The 17,419-nt window shown below is 70.2% G+C and carries 13 protein-coding genes; 11 read left to right on the top strand and 2 right to left on the bottom strand.

The features are described 5' to 3' along the window. Window positions 1–91: 91 nt before the first annotated feature. From cas3 to cas2e, 8 genes are read left to right on the top strand one after another with little or no spacing between them, the layout of a single operon-like run. Window positions 92–3,004 (top strand): CRISPR-associated helicase Cas3', encoded by a 2,913-nt coding sequence (gene cas3 / locus ACFYXF_RS48820; protein WP_389360297.1) that lies wholly within the window; start codon window positions 92–94, stop codon window positions 3,002–3,004. Beyond that, window positions 2,997–4,787 carry a type I-E CRISPR-associated protein Cse1/CasA gene (gene casA / locus ACFYXF_RS48825; RefSeq protein WP_389360379.1) on the top strand — a complete coding sequence of 597 codons (1,791 nt, stop codon included), beginning with the start codon at window positions 2,997–2,999 and terminating at the stop codon, window positions 4,785–4,787. The genes cas3 and casA overlap by 8 nt, the downstream gene beginning before the upstream one ends. Beyond that, window positions 4,784–5,500 (top strand): type I-E CRISPR-associated protein Cse2/CasB, encoded by a 717-nt coding sequence (gene casB, locus ACFYXF_RS48830; protein WP_389360299.1) that lies wholly within the window; start codon window positions 4,784–4,786, stop codon window positions 5,498–5,500. Before casA ends, casB begins: the two co-directional genes overlap by 4 nt. Continuing rightward, window positions 5,497–6,693, top strand: coding sequence for a type I-E CRISPR-associated protein Cas7/Cse4/CasC (cas7e, locus tag ACFYXF_RS48835; RefSeq protein WP_389360301.1), 1,197 nt, complete (start codon window positions 5,497–5,499; stop codon window positions 6,691–6,693). The genes casB and cas7e overlap by 4 nt, the downstream gene beginning before the upstream one ends. An 8-nt stretch (window positions 6,694–6,701) precedes the next feature. Continuing rightward, on the top strand, window positions 6,702–7,460 hold the full coding sequence (gene cas5e, locus ACFYXF_RS48840; RefSeq protein WP_389360381.1) for a type I-E CRISPR-associated protein Cas5/CasD: 759 nt from the start codon (window positions 6,702–6,704) through the stop codon (window positions 7,458–7,460). Continuing rightward, the gene (gene cas6e, locus ACFYXF_RS48845; RefSeq protein ID WP_389360303.1) at window positions 7,460–8,248 is read left to right on the top strand and encodes a type I-E CRISPR-associated protein Cas6/Cse3/CasE; all 789 of its coding nucleotides are present in this window, start codon (window positions 7,460–7,462) and stop codon (window positions 8,246–8,248) included. The genes cas5e and cas6e overlap by 1 nt, the downstream gene beginning before the upstream one ends. Further along, window positions 8,245–9,219, top strand: coding sequence for a type I-E CRISPR-associated endonuclease Cas1e (gene cas1e, locus ACFYXF_RS48850; RefSeq protein ID WP_389360305.1), 975 nt, complete (start codon window positions 8,245–8,247; stop codon window positions 9,217–9,219). Before cas6e ends, cas1e begins: the two co-directional genes overlap by 4 nt. Continuing rightward, window positions 9,216–9,578, top strand: a complete 363-nt coding sequence (gene cas2e / locus ACFYXF_RS48855; protein WP_389360307.1) for a type I-E CRISPR-associated endoribonuclease Cas2e — start codon at window positions 9,216–9,218, stop codon at window positions 9,576–9,578. Before cas1e ends, cas2e begins: the two co-directional genes overlap by 4 nt. 458 nt (window positions 9,579–10,036) lie before the next feature. Here cas2e and ACFYXF_RS48860 read toward each other — a convergent pair whose 3' ends face one another. Further along, a complete protein-coding gene (locus tag ACFYXF_RS48860; RefSeq protein ID WP_389360309.1) occupies window positions 10,037–11,425 on the bottom strand; it encodes a glycoside hydrolase family 43 protein in 1,389 nt (462 codons plus the stop codon). Window positions 11,426–11,662: 237 nt separating this feature from the next. Between ACFYXF_RS48860 and ACFYXF_RS48865 the strand changes: the two genes are divergently transcribed. Both ACFYXF_RS48865 and ACFYXF_RS48870 read left to right on the top strand, forming a co-directional pair. Next, window positions 11,663–12,529 carry a calcium-binding protein gene (locus ACFYXF_RS48865; protein WP_389360311.1) on the top strand — a complete coding sequence of 289 codons (867 nt, stop codon included), beginning with the start codon at window positions 11,663–11,665 and terminating at the stop codon, window positions 12,527–12,529. Between the two features lie 129 nt (window positions 12,530–12,658). Next, on the top strand, window positions 12,659–13,228 hold the full coding sequence (locus ACFYXF_RS48870) for a hypothetical protein (RefSeq protein WP_389360312.1): 570 nt from the start codon (window positions 12,659–12,661) through the stop codon (window positions 13,226–13,228). A gap of 9 nt (window positions 13,229–13,237) precedes the next feature. On the opposite strand, the gene ACFYXF_RS48875 is transcribed toward ACFYXF_RS48870, so the two are convergent. Next, complete coding sequence (locus ACFYXF_RS48875; protein WP_389360313.1) at window positions 13,238–13,789, bottom strand: DUF2165 domain-containing protein; 552 nt, start codon at window positions 13,787–13,789, stop codon at window positions 13,238–13,240. Between the two features lie 133 nt (window positions 13,790–13,922). On the opposite strand from ACFYXF_RS48875, the gene ACFYXF_RS48880 reads away from it, so the two are divergent. Continuing rightward, a complete protein-coding gene (locus tag ACFYXF_RS48880) occupies window positions 13,923–17,411 on the top strand; it encodes a tetratricopeptide repeat protein (protein WP_389360315.1) in 3,489 nt (1,162 codons plus the stop codon). Window positions 17,412–17,419: the final 8 nt, after the last annotated feature.

The following is a 17,419-nucleotide window of genomic DNA, read 5'->3' on the forward strand; positions in this document are numbered from 1 at the left end:
ATAGCGCCCCGTACAGCCGCATCGGGCGCACATCACGCCCGATTCCTCCAATCCACTCACCAACCCCCCGACCTGCGTGTAGGCATCTCATATGACGCGTAGGGAAGTTCCCCGCGCCGACCTGCTTTCGCGGCTCCACGCCCCCGCGCGGTCGGTGTGGGCGAAGCATGATCGGGATACCGACGGCTGGTTACCGTTGTGGCGGCACATGGAGGATGCCGCTGCTGTCGCCGGTCTCCTGTGGGACCAGTGGCTGCCCGCGAGCGTGCGGCGCCTTGTTGGTGAAGCCTTGCCCCGTGGTGAGGCGGACGGGCGCATCCTTGCCGTTTGGCTTGCCGGGGTGCACGACATCGGTAAAGCCACCCCCGCCTTCGCCTGCCAGGTCGATCAACTCGCCGATGCCATGCGGGAGAAGGGGCTGGAGATGCGGTCCCGTCAGACCATGGGGCCGGATCGGCGGCTGGCGCCGCATGGGCTGGCCGGGCAGGTGCTGCTCGGTGAGTGGCTGGAGGAGCGGTACGGGTGGCTGCCGAAGCAGACCGGGCAGTTCACGGTCGCCGTGGGCGGACATCATGGGGTGCCGCCGGAGAACGGACAGATCAAGGCCCTCTACGGGCATGACGAGTTGCTGCGCACCCCAGGGCCGAGCAACGCGGTGTGGCGGCGCGTCCAGGCGGAGTTGCTCGATGGCTGTGCCGAGCGCTTTGGGGCGATGGAGAGGCTGGACGCGTGGCGGGCAGTCAAGTTGCCGCAGCCCGCACAGGTGTTGCTCACCGCTCTCGTCATCGTCTCCGACTGGATCGCCAGCAATCCTGCTCTCTTCCCGTACTTCCCGGATGCTGCATCTCATAGCAGCGAGGAACGGCTCGCCGCCGCTTGGCGCGGGCTCGATCTGCCGGCGCCTTGGCGCGCGGAGGAGCCGGGTGGGGATGTCGACGAGCTGTTCGCCGGGCGGTTCGGGCTTCCCGTGGAGGCCAAGGTGCGGCCTGTTCAGGAGGCCGCCGTGGACTTCGCCCGGGAGATGGATGCGCCCGGGCTGATGGTCATCGAGGCGCCGATGGGGGAGGGGAAGACCGAGGCGGCACTGGCCGTGGCCGAGGTCTTCGCGGCCCGTTCGGGAGCCGGCGGGGTGTTCTTCGCGTTGCCGACCATGGCAACCGGCAACGCCATGTTCCCCAGACTCCTGGAGTGGTTGGAGCGGTTGCCGTTCGGTCGGGGTTCGCGGCACTCCGTTTACCTGGCCCACTCCAAGGCCGCTCTCAACGAGGACTTCGCGGGGCTGCTGGCCAGTGGTGGTCGGGTCGCGGCCGTCGATGTCGATGCCCCCGCAGCGATGATGCCCCGGCGGCCGGGGACAGACGTGTCGTTCGCGGGCGCCGAGTTGGTGGCACACGCCTGGCTGCGTGGTCGTAAGAAAGCGATGCTGGCGTCCTTTGTCGTCGGCACCGTCGACCAACTGCTCTTCGCCGGACTCAAAAGCCGTCACCTTGCCCTTCGTCATCTGGCCGTCGCGGGCAAGGTCGTCGTGATCGACGAGGCGCACGCCTACGACACCTACATGAGCGTCTACCTCGACCGGGTGCTCGCCTGGCTGGGCGCTTACCGGGTTCCTGTGGTCGTGCTGTCCGCGACGCTCCCCGCCACGCGTCGGCGCCAACTGGTCGAGGCATACTCCGGGAAGGGCGGCACACAGACCGACAGTTCGCCGGATGGGGCGTATCCGCTGCTCACCGCTGTCGTGCCCGGCGGCACACCCGTCGCGCGTGCGCCCGCTGCCTCGGGCCGTACGACGGACGTCCGCCTGGAGCGTCTTGCGGACAGCCCGGACGCGCTGGCCGACCGGCTCGAAGCCGAGCTGGTGGACGGTGGGTGCGTGCTCGTCGTACGGAACACCGTCAAGCGCGTGCTGGAGACCGCCCGCGTGCTGCGGGAGAGGTTCGGCGACGAGGACGTCACCGTCGCCCACTCCTGCTTCGTCGACGTCGACCGGGCGGCCAAGGACCGTGATCTGCTGCGGCGGTTCGGTCCGCCGGGCAAGGCCACGGGGAGGCCTGAGCGTCGGCACATCGTGGTGGCCAGCCAGGTCGCCGAGCAGTCGCTGGACGTCGACTTCGACCTCCTCGTGAGTGATCTGTGCCCGGTGGACCTGTTGTTGCAGCGCATGGGACGACTGCATCGGCACCAGCGTGGCGAGCGGCCCAAACGGTTGCGGGCAGCCCGATGCCTGCTTACCGGTGCCGACTGGGACGCGGACGTGCCCGCTCCCGTACGCGGGTCGGTCGCCGTGTACGGGGCGTACGCGCTGCTGCGCTCGGCTGCCGTCCTGCTGCCGCATCTCGACCGTGGGCCACAACGCCCCGTACTGCTGCCCGACGACATCAGCCCGCTGGTGCAGGGCGCGTACGCCGAGACACCTGTCGTGCCCGAGCACTGGGCGTCCGCGCTGGAGGACGCGCGCGTGCGGTTCGAACGGCACCGGGGTGATCAGGCCGAGCGGGCGGCCGTGTTCCGGCTCGGCGAAGTCCAACGGCCCGGGCGGCCGTTGTTCGGGTGGGTGGCGGCCGGGGTCGGGGATGCCGACGACACCCGGGCCGGGCGGGCCCAGGTCCGTGACAGCCGCGAAAGCCTGGAGGTCGTCGTCGTACAACGGCGGGCCGACGGTGCGCTCGTCACCCTGCCGTGGTTGGAGGTGGACCGGAAGGGACGGCCGCGCGGTGGGCTCGAACTGCCGCAGGAGCAGGCGCCCACGTCGTACGCGGCCCGTGCGGCGGCGAGTTGCGGGCTGCGGCTGCCCATCCAGTTCTCGTACGCCGAGACCCTCGACAACGCCATCGCCGAACTGGAGCAGCTGTATATGCCCGCCTGGCAGGGCAAGGACAGCCCTTGGCTCGCTGACCAGCTGATTCTTGCGCTCGATGAGGATTGTCAGACCCACCTGGCAGGCTTTGAACTCCGCTACAGCCGATCCGACGGTCTGGAGGTGACCCGTGAACGAAATGAATGAACTGCGCCTCGGCAGCGCTGCCGAGGTTCCATGCGCTCCGTGCGTTCCTTCGTTCGACCTTACGGACGAGCCGTGGATCGGGGTCCTTCTGCGCGACGGCTCGGAGCAGGAGCTGTCGCTGCGGCAGGTCTTCGCCGAGGCCGGTCAACTGCGGCGCGTGGCAGGGGACTTGGCCACCCAGGAGTTCGCCCTCTTACGCCTGCTGCTGGCCGTCGCCCACGACGCCCTCGACGGCCCCCCTGACATCGAGACCTGGGGCGAACTCTGGGCCGACCCGGAGTGCTTCGCGCCGGTCGGGGCCTATCTCGACACGTACCGCGAGCGCTTCGACCTGCTCCACCCGGCCACCCCGTTCTTCCAGACCGCCGGACTGCGGACGGCGAAGGACGAGGTCTTCTCGCTCAACCGGATCGTGGCCGACGTACCCAATGGCGAGCCCTTCTTCACCGCCCGGATGCCCACCGTCGAACGGCTCACCTTCGCCGAGGCCGCCCGCTGGGTCGTCCACGCCCACGCCTACGACACCTCCGGCATCAAGTCCGGCGCCGTGGGCGACGACCGGGTCAAGAGCGGCAAGGTGTATCCGCTCGGCACGGGGTGGGCCGGCGGCCTCGGCGGTGTCTTCGCGGAAGGGGAGACCCTCCGGGAGACGTTGCTGCTGAATCTGGTGGCCGCCGACACCGACGCCTTCGATTTCACGGCGGACGACCGGCCGGCCTGGCGCCGCGAACCGAGCCCGCCTGGCGGAGCAGAACGCGCGCCCACCGGACTGCGCGACCTGTACACCTGGCAGACGCGCCGACTGCGCCTCCATCACGACCTCCGCCACGACGAGGACGACGAGAACGACGAGGGCACCGTCACGGGCGTCGTCCTCGGCTACGGCGACCCGCTGGCCTCCCGGAACATGCACCGCCGCGAGCCGATGACTGCATGGCGGCGCAGCCCGGCCCAGGAGAAGAAGCTGCGCCGGTCACCGGTCTACCTGCCCCGGGAGCACGACCCGGCACGCTCGGCCTGGCGGGGCATCGCCTCCCTCGTCGCCGACCGGTCCGAGACCGGCCAGGGCACGGAGGCTGCTTCCTACCTGCGTCCCGGAATCCTGGAGTGGGTCGCCCGCCTGGTCACCGAGGGGGAACTGCCGCGAGACTTCCTCATCCGGGCCCGTGTCATCGGCGCCAAGTACGGGACCCAGCAGTCGGTCATCGACGAGATCGCCGACGACCGGCTCACCATGCCCGTCGTGCTGCTTCACTGCCAGGACCGTACGTGTGCGCAGCAGGCGATCGGTGCGGCCGAGGACGCGGACCTCGCTGTACGGGCGTTGGGCGACCTCGCCACCGATCTGGCCCGTGCCACCGGCTCCGAGGGGGAAGGGGCGCGCTCCGCGGCACGTGAACTCGGGTTCACCGCACTGGAACACCCGTACCGCACTTGGGTCGCCGCCCTGGCTGGCGCCGATGACCCGTTCGAGCGGCGCAGCGCGTGGCAGCGCGACGTCCACGGCATCATCGGCGGCCTCGGGGACCGTCTCGTCGCGGAGGCGGGCGACGCCGCCTGGCAGGGCATGACCGTCACCGACAAAAAGGGTGCGCTTTGGCTCAACGCCGACCTGGCCGACAAATGGTTCCGCGCGCGCCTGTTCAAGGTCTTGGGCCATCCCTTCGACCGCGGTGAGCGCGACGCCGTGGACCTGTCTCGGCCAGACCTGTTCCGGCCGGGTCCGCCCAGCAGCGAAGAAGACAGCGTCTCTTCCACGACCGGCACGGAGGCACCCGTATGACCACCACCACAGCCCCGTCCACGGTCGGTTCGGTCCGCACTCGGGTCGCCGAGCTGGCCGCGACGCGGATCACGCCCTGGCAGAACGGCTATCTGCGGGACAACTCCAAGGACGTCGCCGCGCTCGCCCGGCTGCGCCGCGGTGCGGGCCGGGACGCCGGTGACCTGCCCGACCTGTGGGCGCTGGTCGACACCTCACCGCTGCACGCCCGCGTCGAAGGCGTCCGGCCGCTCGGCGAGGAGGAACTTGTCCGCGCGGAGGACGCCCTGCACGCGGCCCTCACCCTCTGGGCGCTGCACCAGCAGTCCCGAGGCGTACGCATGCACCGACCGCACACCTACCAGCGACCGACCGGACTGGGCGCGGCCGTACGGCGCCTGATGCTGCCGGACACGATCGACGAACCCGTCCTCAAGCGACTGGTCCGTGCCGGCACCGCACCCGACCTGACCGCCCTGTCCCAACGGCTGCGTGACCTGGTCGTCCTGCTGCGCCGCGCGGACATCCCCCTCGACTACGGCCTGCTCGCCGGACAGCTCTACCAGTGGCAGTGGCCCGACGGAGCCGCCGTCGTCCGCCGCGAGTGGGGCCGCTCCTTCCACGCCTTCCACTCAGGGCAGGAACAGACCGCACAAGTCCCCGGCCGGAGCGCCGCAGACAACGACACCGCCGCCACCACCGGCCCCGACGACAGCGACAAGGACGCCCCGTGAACCGCATCTTTCTGGACGTACACGCTCTGCAGACCGTCCCGCCCAGCAACCTGAACCGCGACGACACGGGCGCACCGAAGACGGCCGTGTACGGTGGCGTGCCGCGCGCCAGGATCTCCAGCCAGGCGTGGAAACGAGCCACCCGCACGTACTTCGGCGACGAGTACCTGCTCGAACCGAGCGAACTCGGCGTGCGGACCAAGAAGGTTGTGGAGGTCGTCGCCGAGCGGATCGCCGCGCTCGATCCGGCTCTCAGCCGCGAGACGACGCTCATGCTCGCCGACGAGACGGTGAAGGCCACCGGGCTGAAGACCGAGGTGCCCAAGCGGAAGGCCGACGCGGCCAAGGAGTCCGCCGCAGACGCTCCGGCGCCCGAGGCGAAGTATCTGGTCTTCCTCAGCGCCCGCCAACTCGATGGCCTGGCCCGCCTCGCCCTCGACGGCGCCGCCGACATTGCGGCGTTCCTCAAGGAGAAGGCGAACAAGGACAAGGCTAAGGAGATCGCGGACAGCCGCCACTCCGTCGACATCGCCCTCTTCGGCCGGATGGTGGCCGACGCCGCCGACTTCAACGTCGACGCGGCGGTGCAGGTCGCCCATGCCATCAGCGTCCACCGGGTGGAGAACGAGTCCGACTACTACACAGCCGTCGACGACGAGAACACCGAGGAGGAGACCGGCGCCGGAATGATCGGCACCGTCGACTTCAACTCCGCCACCCTCTACCGCTACGCCGCCCTCGGCGTCCACCAGCTCGCCGCCAACCTCGGCCAAGGGCTGCGGGACGACGAGCCTAGGACCGAACCGGTGCGCCGGGCGGTCGAGGCGTTCGTGCACAGCTTCGTCGCCTCCCTCCCCACCGGAAAGATCAACACCTTCGGCCACCACACCCTGCCCGACGCTGTCGTCGTCAAGCTCCGTACCACCCGCCCGATCAGCTTCGTCGCCGCCTTCGAGGAACCCGTCCGCGGCGACCAGGGCGGCCATGTACGGGAGGCATCCGACCGGCTCGCCGCCTACGTCCCGGACATCGAACGCGCCTACGGGGAACGGGAATCCACCCTCACCTGGGTGCTGCGGGTCGGCCCCAACACCCTCAAACTCGCCGACCTCGGTACGGAGTCCGACACCCTGGGCGAGCTGGTCACGGCGGTGGGACGCGCCGTCACCGAACGGCTGGAGAAGCCCGCGTGAGCAGCGGCATCGTGGGCAACAGCGTGCTCGCCCTGCGGCTGGCGGGCCCCCTCCAGTCCTGGGGGGCCTCCTCCCGCTTCACCCGCCGTACGACCGAGTCCGCCCCCACCAAGAGCGGCGTCATCGGCCTGCTCGCCGCCGCCGCGGGGATCGAGCGCGGCGACGACAACGCGCTCGCGCCGCTGGCCGCCCTGCGGTTCGGCGTACGCATCGACCAACCCGGCACCCGCATAAGGGACTTCCAGACCGCGCATCACGGCGTCACCGGCAAGTCGATGCCGCTGTCGGAGCGTTACTACCTCGCGGACGCCGTTTTCGTCGCGGCGGTCGAGGGCGAGGACGCATTGCTCGCGCAGCTGCACGAGGCGCTCAGGTCCCCGGCGTACCCGCCCTTCCTCGGCCGCCGCTCCTGCCCGCCCGCCGAACGGATCGAGTTGGGTCTGTACGAGGGCACACGGCTGGAGGACGTGCTCCAGGAGGTGCCGTGGCAGGCGTCGGCTTGGTATCGCAGACGGCACCGCTCTCGTACGGGGGAGCCGCTGACCGTATTGCGGGAGGCGGCAGCCGACGACGAGCACACCGCCGCCGACACCCTGCGCGACCAGCCGCTCAGCTTCGCCGCCGCACATCGCCGCCACGCCCTGCGCACCGTCGTCACCACCACGGTGCCCGTACCGGTGCCCCCGGTGCCGCGCGTCCCGCCGGGTGTCACGCGGCACGACCCGTTCGACGCCCTGCCCGATGCTCTGGAGGAGGAGAGCAGTTGATGTTCCTCACCCGCTTCCGCGTGAACACCGCGCGGCCAGGTTCCCGCCGTCTGCTGTCCTCGCCGCAGGCACTGCACGCGGCCGTCATGTCCTCGTTCCCCGCCTTGCTGCCCACCGACGCGCCCACCCCGGGCGCACCGCGGGTGCTGTGGCGCCTGGACCACAACGCCCGCGCCGAGGTACTGCTGTACGTCGTCAGCCCCGACCGCCCCGACCTGACCCACCTGGTCGAACAGGCCGGCTGGCCCGCGGCGGCGGCAGCCGATCCCCAGACACCCGGCTGGCAGACCAGGCCTTACGGGCCGCTCCTCGACAAGCTGTCCCCGGGAGACCGCTGGGCGTTCCGGCTCACCGCCAACCCGGTTCACACCATCCGCCGCAACTCCGCCGAGCCTCGGAAAATCACCGCCCATCTCACCCCCGTACACCAGATGGGCTGGCTGCTGGAACGCCAGGAACAGTGCGGCTTCCGCATCCTGGAGAAGACCGACGGCAAGCGGCTGCTGCCCGGCGGTACGACGCACCAGGGCAAGCACGAGCACCACGGCGACCGGTACGAGCTGTCCGTCCGCGATCACAAGGGTCTCTCCTTCGACAAGTCGAGGGGTACGGACGGGCAACGGAAGGGCCGGTCGGTCACCCTCGTCGCCGTCACCTTCGACGGACGGCTCGAAGTCACCGACCCCGATGCTCTGCGCCGCACGCTCACCCAAGGCATCGGCCGTGCCAAGGCGTACGGCTGCGGCCTCCTCACCCTGGCACCCCTCACCCCACGCCAGACGCCATGACCACGATCTCCCAGCGCGCGGCCCTGACCCCGCGCCAACTCACCCGCGTCGCGGACCGTGTTTCCTTCATCTACCTGGAACGGTGCACCGTCCACCGGGACGCGAACGCCATCACCGCCCAGGACGCCGAAGGCACCACCCACATCCCGTCGGCGACCATCGGCACGCTGCTGCTCGGCCCGGGCACGCGCATCACCCACCAGGCGATGAGCGTCCTCGGCGAAACAGGGGCGGCCGTCTGTTGGGTCGGCGAGCGCGGCGTGCGCTACTACGCGGCCGGCCGCGCCCTGAGCCGCTCGTCGGCCCTCATGGAGGCGCAGGCACGACAGTGGGCCAACACGCGCAGCCGCCTTGCCGTGGCCCGAGCGATGTACCGGCTCCGCTTCCCCGACGAGGACCCGGCCGGTCTGACCCGCCATGAACTCCTGGGCCGCGAGGGACGCCGGGTCAAGGACTGCTACCGCGCCCAGGCCGCCCGCACGGGCGTTCCCTGGCGCGGCCGCCAGTACACCCCCGGCGACTTCACCACCGGAGACGCCGTCAACCAGGGCATCACCGCGGCAGCGCAGTGCATGTACGGCATCGCCCACGCCGTCGTCACATCACTGGGCTGCAGCCCGGCTCTCGGCTTCGTCCACTCCGGCCATGAACTGTCCTTCGTCCTGGACATCGCGGACCTCTACAAGACGGAGATCGGCATCCCACTGGCCTTCGACGTCGCAGCACAGGACGAGGAGGACGTGGGCCCACGCACGCGCCGAGCGTTGCGTGACCGCATCAACGAGACCTCGCTGCTGGAGCGGTGCGTGGAGGACATCAAGCACTTGTTGCTGCCGGAAGAGGACGGGGCCACGGACACGGGCGCCGACCGGGACGTGGTCACGCTTCAGAGCGACGGTGGCCACGAAGTCCCGTCCGGCTTCAACTACGGCGGCTCATCATCGGACGACTATGAACGGGTGAGCTGGTGACCGTCATAGTCCTCACGAATTGCCCCGCGGGGCTGCGTGGCTTCCTCACGCGTTGGTTGCTGGAAATCTCGGCGGGCGTGTTCGTGGGCAATCCGTCGGCTCGCATCCGAGATGTGCTGTGGCAGGAAGTCCAGCAGTACGCAGACCAGGGACGCGCTCTGCTGGCCCACACCACCAACAATGAGCAGGGATTCACTTTCCTGACCCACGATCACGCGTGGCACCCCATCGACTACGACGGGGCAACACTGATCCACCGCCCCAATCCGAAACCTCCGTCGGCGGAGGCGAGCCGACCGACTTCTGCGCCTTCGGGGTGGAGTGGGGCGGCTAGACGTCGTCGGTTTGGTCGAGGGTGAGGTGTATTCATGGACTTTCAGGCCTCTTGTCAGAGTCGGCAAAAGTACTTCGAAATCCAGCACACCTGAGACAAACGACCAGCTCAAAGAGTCTGCTCCCCGCACCCGCAGGGATGGTCCCTACCCCGTCCAGCAGCCGGCCGCCCACATTGGCTGCTCCCCGCACCCGCAGGGATGGTCCCTGGTCGGCGGCCTGCTCGTCGGTCACGCTGAACTGCTCCCCGCACCCGCAGGGATGGTCCTAGCTACGTCGACCCCGACCGCCTCGTTCCCGGCTGCTCCCCGCACCTGCGGGGATGCTTCCCAGGCATGCGACGACCGAGGCCGCGAGTCACGCTGCTCCCGGCACCTGCGGGGCCCCAGAAGCCGTGCGGATGCCGGAGTTGCCGGTGCAGGAGAAGCGCTCCGGCACCGGCAAAGGAGCTGGCCCCGGGGGGGGAAAGAAAAGCCTTCCCGCCTCAGTACCCCACCCGAAACGTAGCGTCCTGCCGCTCAGTAGCCGTAGACACCGGATCGATCCGCAGCACGTAATTCGAGTGCCGTATGTACCGCGTCGGGTTGTTGTACGACCGGAAGGACGACCACGTACTGTCCGCCAACCCCGCCGTCCGGTAAAACGTCGCGTCCCCCGCGAACGTCGACGTGCCGTCGTTCACGTCGAGTTGGAGGGCGTAGTTGTAGTGCCGGAGGTAGCGGGTCGGGTAGTTGACCGACTGGAACGAGACCCCGGCCGTGTCCGCCAGGCCCGGGACGAGCTTCCACTCCGAGTCGGTGTACAGGTCGAAGGGGTACTCGTCGATCCGGCCGACGAAGTTCGCGTGGCGGACGTAACGCGCCGGGTAGTTGTACGACTTGAGGCGGTTCCAGGCCGGGGAGCCCCACTTCGTCAGCAGGTTGTTGTACTCCGTCGTCGTGATCGTCGCGATGCCGCAGTGCTTGGAGTTGACCGGCTGCGTGTACGTCTTCTGGTCCAGCACCGTCCAGGTGCCCGACGCCAGGTCGGAACTCTGCCACGCGTAGAAGACGCCGTTCGGCGTGTACGTGTCGCCCCACAGGTACCACGTGTTCGACGTCAGTGACTTGAAGACGGTCGGCGCCTCCGTACCCCCGTGCGCCACCCCCGCGCTGTACTCCGTGAAGCTCCCCGGGTTGAGGGACGTCGAGCGGGCCGAGACCAGCGTCTGGTTCTTCTTGTAGAACAGGTAGGAGTAGCCGTTGACCCCTACCGCCATGTTGCCGTCGATCACGTCGTAGCCCGGGTCGAAGAACACCTGCGGTGCCGACGCCGTCACGAAGTCGCTCGTGTAGTTCACCATGATCACGTTGTGGCCGCTGGAGTTGACCGACGAGTAGATCACCGCGTACTGGCCCCGCCCCGCGTCCCAGAACGCCTCGGGTGCCCAGCTGTGGGTCGTCATGTCGTGCAGTTTCAGGCGACGGTAGCCGGTGAAGGTGCGCAGGTCGGCCGAGTCCCAGACGTGGATGTACTGGCTGTTGTACGACCAGTCCGTGCCCTTGAGGTCGGTGGCGAGGACGACGAACGTGCCGTCCTGCTTCCGCATGAGGAACGGGTCCCGCAGGCCGAGCGCGCCCGCGGTGGGAGTGACCACGGGGTCGTTCTGGTTCAGCGGTGTCCAGTTCAGTGAATCTGTGCTGACGGCCAGGTGGAGGCCGTAGTCCGTGCCGAGCCCGAGGCTCGTCGACTCGGTGAAGTAGCACATCACGTACGCCGAGTCCGCGGCGTGGGCGGTGCCGGCGCCCAGGGTCAGTACGCCGGACATGGCCAGGGGGGTTGTTGCTGCCATGCCGAGGAAGAGACGGCGGGACGGCTGGGGTCTTGCGCTCATCTTTGTCTCCAAGCGGGTGCGGGGACTTGAAGTACGTAGCCAGGCTGGCTAATTGGCGCTGGCTATTGGCCGAGATTTCGAACGCGGTTCGGAAAGTCGATCAGAAGGTAGATCGCACCACCCTGCTCGTCAATCACTCCGGCAACGCTGTGAGGATTCTTTGCGCACAACCCTCCGTGCTCGTCGCGAGTCACCTAGGCGTCTTGCAATTCGCCTGCTCCTCATGAAGGTTGTGCAATGCCCTCTCGCTCCGTAAGCCGCAAAGTGCTCCGCACCGCCTCGGCCCTGACCCTGGCCGTCACCACCGGACTGACCGCCCTGGTCGCCCTGCCCGCCACCGCCGGTGCTGCGGAACCGGCGGCCAGCGTGACGAAAGCTCCTGACGGCCGGTCCTTGATCTACACGGCGGCGCAGGGCCAGGCCAACAAGGTGAAGGTCAGTGTGGTGAGCGACGGCGGCATGTCAGTCGTCTTCTTCTACTCCATCGACGACGTGGTCCCGATCGACGGCCCGGGGGACTTCTGCAGCCACCCCGACCCCGCGGACCGCACCAAAATCTCCTGCGAGCTGTACCTCGGGGATGACGCCCAGGAGCACGTAGCACTGACCATGAAACTCGGCGACGGCAACGACGACGTCACCTACGACGACCGCCCCAGTCTGTACAGCTACCCGGCGATGATCGACCTGGGCGCCGGAAAGGACACGTCGACCCACACCGGCGACCTCGACGCCAACCTGGTCTACGGCGGCCCCGGCAACGACAACATCACCGTGCACGGCAAGGGGCGCGCCTGGGGCCAGGACGGCAACGACACGATCCAGGCCGACGGTGAGGGAAGCCGCGTGGACGGCGGCACCGGCAACGACCTCCTCTACGGAGGCGCGGGCCGGCAGACCCTGACTGGCGGCGACGGCAGCGACACGGTCCGCGGCGGCACCGGCAACGACCTGATCTACGGCAGCCCGGGCAACGACATCCTCTACGGCAACAGCGGCAACGACACGATCCAGGGCAACAGCGGCAACGACAAGCTGTACGGCGGCCCCGGCAAGGACACCCTCAGCGGCGGCCCCGGCCGCAACGTCGTCCACCAGGACTGACGCCCGACCCCACTCTCTCGGCCACCCGTCCCCGGCACCCTTCCGGCCGGGGACGGACCCCGTATCGGAGTACGATGATCCGACCCCCGGCGGAGTACCCGGCGGCGGGTTCCGGAGCTGAGGAGATGCGTGACCGTGGCTGCCCGACGGCTTCCCTCATCGGTCTGGGTCACCGGTCTGACCTTGGGCGCGGTCGCCGTCGTCGCCGCCCTGGCCGTGAAGGCCGAACAGGGTCCGCAGCCCCACGCCACCGCCGCCGCCAGGCCCAGCGCGTCCGCCTCCGCGCAGCCCTCCGCCAAGCCCAGCCAGGCCGCCGCGCCGGTCGTGCCGGACGGGTCGGGGACCGGGCGGCGGGTCGTCTACTCGCTCGGGCAGAAGCGGGTCTGGCTGATCGACGCGAGCGAGCAGACCCGGCGTACGTTCGTGGTGTGGCCGGGCTCGGTGAGCCCGGAGCCGGGGACGTACTCGGTGGGCCAGCGGGACGAGGCCCGCACCGGCTCCGACGGCGTCGCCATCGAGCACGTCATGTTCTTCGCCACCAGCTCCGGACTCTCCATCGCCTTCTCCAACGCCGTCGACGGCGCCTCACCGCAGCCCGCGTCCGGCGTCCAGACGGGCGGCATCCGCATGTCCAAGGCGGACGGCACCGCCCTGTGGGCCTTCGGGGACGCGGGGACCGCGGTGACGGTCGTCAAGTAGTGCCCCTGCCTATTCCTCGGACTTGCCCTCGGCCACGGTCGCCCCACCCACCGGCAGATGAATCACCAGCAGCACCAGCCCGCTCAGCAGGAACACCCGCGTCGCCGCGTCCAGCCCGTTCCAGTCGCCCGACTGCCACATCGCGAACCACTCGCCGCCGATCGCGATGAAACCGGCGCCGAACAGCAGCATCAGCATCAGCAGGCCGTACGTCGAGACGCGCCGCGCCCGTTCGAGGTCGCGGCGGACCCACAGCCACGTACCGGCGATGAGCACGAGCGCCGCGACTGTCTCCCACGCGATGATCGCCACGTACGCCGTGTCCGCGAGGCCCTTCGACGTGATGGCTCTCCACATCAGGTCGTCGTCCTTGAACGTGGTGTCCATCGCGAGGACATGACGCACGAACTGCTGGTTCGAGTCGAAGTCGGTGATGTTCCCGAGTGCCACCAGGGCTATGTAGAGCGCGACCGTCGCCGTCAGCAGGGTCGAGGCGAGGGTGAGCGCGGTGTGGGTGGAGGGGGAGGTACGGGTGGGGTGGGGGGTACCTGTTGTGGTCATGAGGCAACTCTATGGATCGGCCCGCACGCCGTCTCCCCGTTCCCTCCCCGGTTGACCTCCCGTTCACCGTCCGGGAGTTGGGCCAGACTGGTGTACGCGCCAACGGACAGTACCGATACGAGGGGACCCACGGATGGCTCAGGCCTCGCGGCCGTCGATGCGGCAGCTGATCGAGCAGCGCAGACGCGCCGGATTCGTCGGCCGGGGTGCCGAACGGGCCGCGTTCCGGGCCAACTTCGAGCTGCCGCCGGACGACGAACGCCACCGCTTCCGCTTCCATGTGCACGGCAACGCCGGAGTCGGAAAGACCTTCCTCGTACGGGAGTTGGAGCAGCAGGCCAAGGAACGCGGCGCGCTCACCGCGTACGTCGACGAGGGCGTCGGCAGTGTGCCGGAGGCGCTCGCGGTGATGTGCCGTCAATTTGCTGCCCAGGGACGGCGGTTCAAGGAGCTGGAGCGGCTCCTCGCGGCCCATCGGGAGCGGCGGCACGAGGCCGAGTCCGCCGTCGCGAGCCTCGAAAGCCTTGAACCGCAGCCCCAGGGGCCCTCCGCCGGGAGTCTCACGGCGGCCCGGATGGGGCTCGTCGGCGCCGGACTCATCCCGGTCGTCGGACCGTTCGCCGGCGCCCTCGACGCCGACCGGATCGCCCAGGGTGCCGACCGGGTGCGGGCCGGGATCGCCGCCCGGCTGCGCAACCAGGACGACGTCCAGCTCGTCCTCGCGCCCGAACGCGTCCTCACCCCGGTACTGCTCGCCGAACTGGACGGCATCTGCACGGCCGTGCCCTGGATCGTCCTGTTCCTCGACACGTACGAGCGCACCGGACCGTTCCTCGACGGCTGGCTGCACGACATCATGACCACCGACCGCTACGGCGACCTCTCCTTCCCCTCCAACCTCGTCCTCGTCACCGCGGGTCAGCGGCCCTTCGACACCGGACGCTGGGGCGGCTTCGCCGACTTCGTCACCGAGGTGCCGCTCGGGCCGTTCACGGAGGCCGAGGCGCGCGGACTGCTCGCCGACAAGGGCGTGACGGCCGAGCCGGTCGTGGAGGAGGTGCTGCGGCTCACCGGCGGGCTGCCGGTGCTGGTGTCGACCCTCGCCGAGGCCCGCCCCGCCGACCCGGACGATGTCGGTGATCCCAGTGCGACCGCCGTGGGGCGGTTCCTGAAGTGGGAGACCGACCCGGTACGCCAGGCCGCCGCCCTCGCCTGCGCGCTGCCCCGCCGGCTGGACGCGGACATCTTCCGGGCCGCTCTCCCGGCCCCCGTACTGCCGGGCGACGAGACCGAACTCGACCTGCTCTTCGGGTGGTTGAGGTCGCTGCCGTTCGTGAGCGACCGGGGGGACCGGATCCAGTACCACGATGTCGTCCGGGCGCCCATGCTCCGACTCCAGCGTCGGCGCTCCCCGCGCCGCTGGGCCGAGCAGCACACCGGTCTCGCCGACACCTTCGCCCGCTGGCGCGCCGAGGCCGAAGTGCCGCTCCCCGCCGACGAGTTGTGGGCGACGGAGGAGTGGCGGGAGCTGCGGCTCGCGGAGTCGTACCACCTGCTGTGCGCGTCCCCGCGTACCGCGCTGCCCGTCGTCCTGCGGGACGTCGTCGACGCCTGCGACCACGGGGAGGTGGTAGCCCGGCGCTGGGCGCACGTGCTGGTCGAGGCGGGTGACGACAACGAGGCGCCGATCGTGGGTGGTTGGGGGCGCGACCTGCTCGCCGCCCTCTCCGTGCCTGCCGCGAACGAGGCCGACGACTCCACTGAGGCCAACGACTCCACCGGGGCCGACGACTCCGACGAGGCGGGCGGGGAAGGGAACGCGCGCAGGCAGGTCGGCGCGAGCGCCTACGGAGCCGACGGAGGCGGATACGGCGGCGACGGCGGAGTGCTCGGCGCACTGGCGCTGCTCCTCAACCGGGGCGGGCTCGACGCGCACGGCCAGGCCGTCGCACGCATGCTGCGCGGGCGCGAACTGCGAATGGGCCGGGAGTACGAGAAGGCCCTCGGCGAGTACGAACAGGCCGTCGCCCTCGATCCCGCGCTGGAGCGCGCCTACTACGGCCGGGGCGTCACCCGCGCCGAACAGCGCGACTACGCCGCCGCCATCGCCGACCTCGACCGCGCCGACGAACTCGCCCCCGACACCGCCCGCATCCTCTTCGTACGCGGCGACTACCACCGCATCCTCGGCCACCACGAGGAAGCCGTCCGAGACCTGGACCGGGCGGTTGTCCTCGGCCCCGACCTGGCCGGCGCCTGGGCCTCCCGCGGGGTCACCCGGCACGGCACCGGCGACACCGAGCACGCCCTCGCCGACCTCGACCGGGCCCTCGAACTGGACCCCGAGCACGTGTGGGCGCTGGTCCGGCGGGCCCGGGTGCACCGCTCGCGCGGGGACCGGGACGGTCAACTCGCCGATCTGGACCGGGCGGTGGCCCTCGGCCCCGAGCTGGCCTGGGTCGCGTGCGAGCGCGGTGACGCGCTCCGGGTCGCCGACCGCGACGCCGACGCCCTCGCCGACTACGACCGCGCCCTCGAACTCGATCCGGCCTACGCGTCGGCGTACGCCAGCCGGGGTGTCTCCCGCAGTCGACTCGGGCTCAACGAAGGGGCGTTGGGGGACCTGGACAAGGCGCTGGAGCTGTATCCGTCGTACGCGTGGGCGCTCGTGCAGCGGTCGGTGGTGCACCGGCGGGTCGACGGCTACGAGGCGTCGTACGAAGACGCCGACCGGGCAGTGGAGTTGGAGCCGGAGAGCGCGTGGGCGCTGTGGAACCGGGGCGAGGCGCTGCGCTGTCTGGGCCGCTTCGAGGAGGCGCGCGCCGACCTCGACCGGGCGCTGGCACTCGCCCCGGACAGCGTGTGGGCGATCGGCTGCCGGGGCGCCGTGCTGCACGAACTGCGGTTGTACGGCGAGGCGTTGGCGGATCTGGACCGGGCGGTCGCGCTCGATCCGGACGGGGCCTGGCATCTGATGCGCCGGATCATGACCCTGCTGGCGGTGGGCCGCCCCGAGGACGCCCGTACCGACCTCGCCCGCTTCCTGGTGATCGGCGACGACCTGGCCTGGGCGCACCACACCCTCGCGCAGATCCACCTCCTGGACGGGCGCCCCGAGGAAGCGGCGGCGGCGCTCGCTCAGGCCGCGCGGCACGGTCTTGTGGAACCGGCAGGGATGGAGGAGCTGGCCCGCACCCAGCGCAAGGCGGGCCGATGGGCGGCCGCCCGGGAGACGGCGGACCGTATGCGCGCCCTGCACGAGGCGGGCGGCGCCTTCTGTCTCGCCCTCGCGGTCGGCGGGGAACGGGGCACGGAGGCCGCCCGCCCGGTCTGGCGCGAGGCGCACCGGCTGGCCTCCGGCTGGGACCTGACCGAGGGCGCCTCCGACTTCCTGCACGCGGTGATCGCGGCGGGCCTCGGTGACTGGGCGGACCTGGACGAGCGCCTCGCCAGTCTGCTCACGGGGACGCGGGAGTGGGCCGACGTGGCATGGCTGGCGGACCTGCTGGGCGAGCTGGCGGCGGCACCGGGCGTACCGGCGGCGGACGGCGCTCGGATCGCCGTACGGCTGGAACGGGTCCGGGAGGCGAGGGAGCGGATCAGGAGGCGATATGCGGAGTGAGGGCGACG

The organism is Streptomyces sp. NPDC002680, from assembly GCF_042889145.1.
Lineage (GTDB): Bacteria > Actinomycetota > Actinomycetes > Streptomycetales > Streptomycetaceae > Streptomyces > Streptomyces adonidis.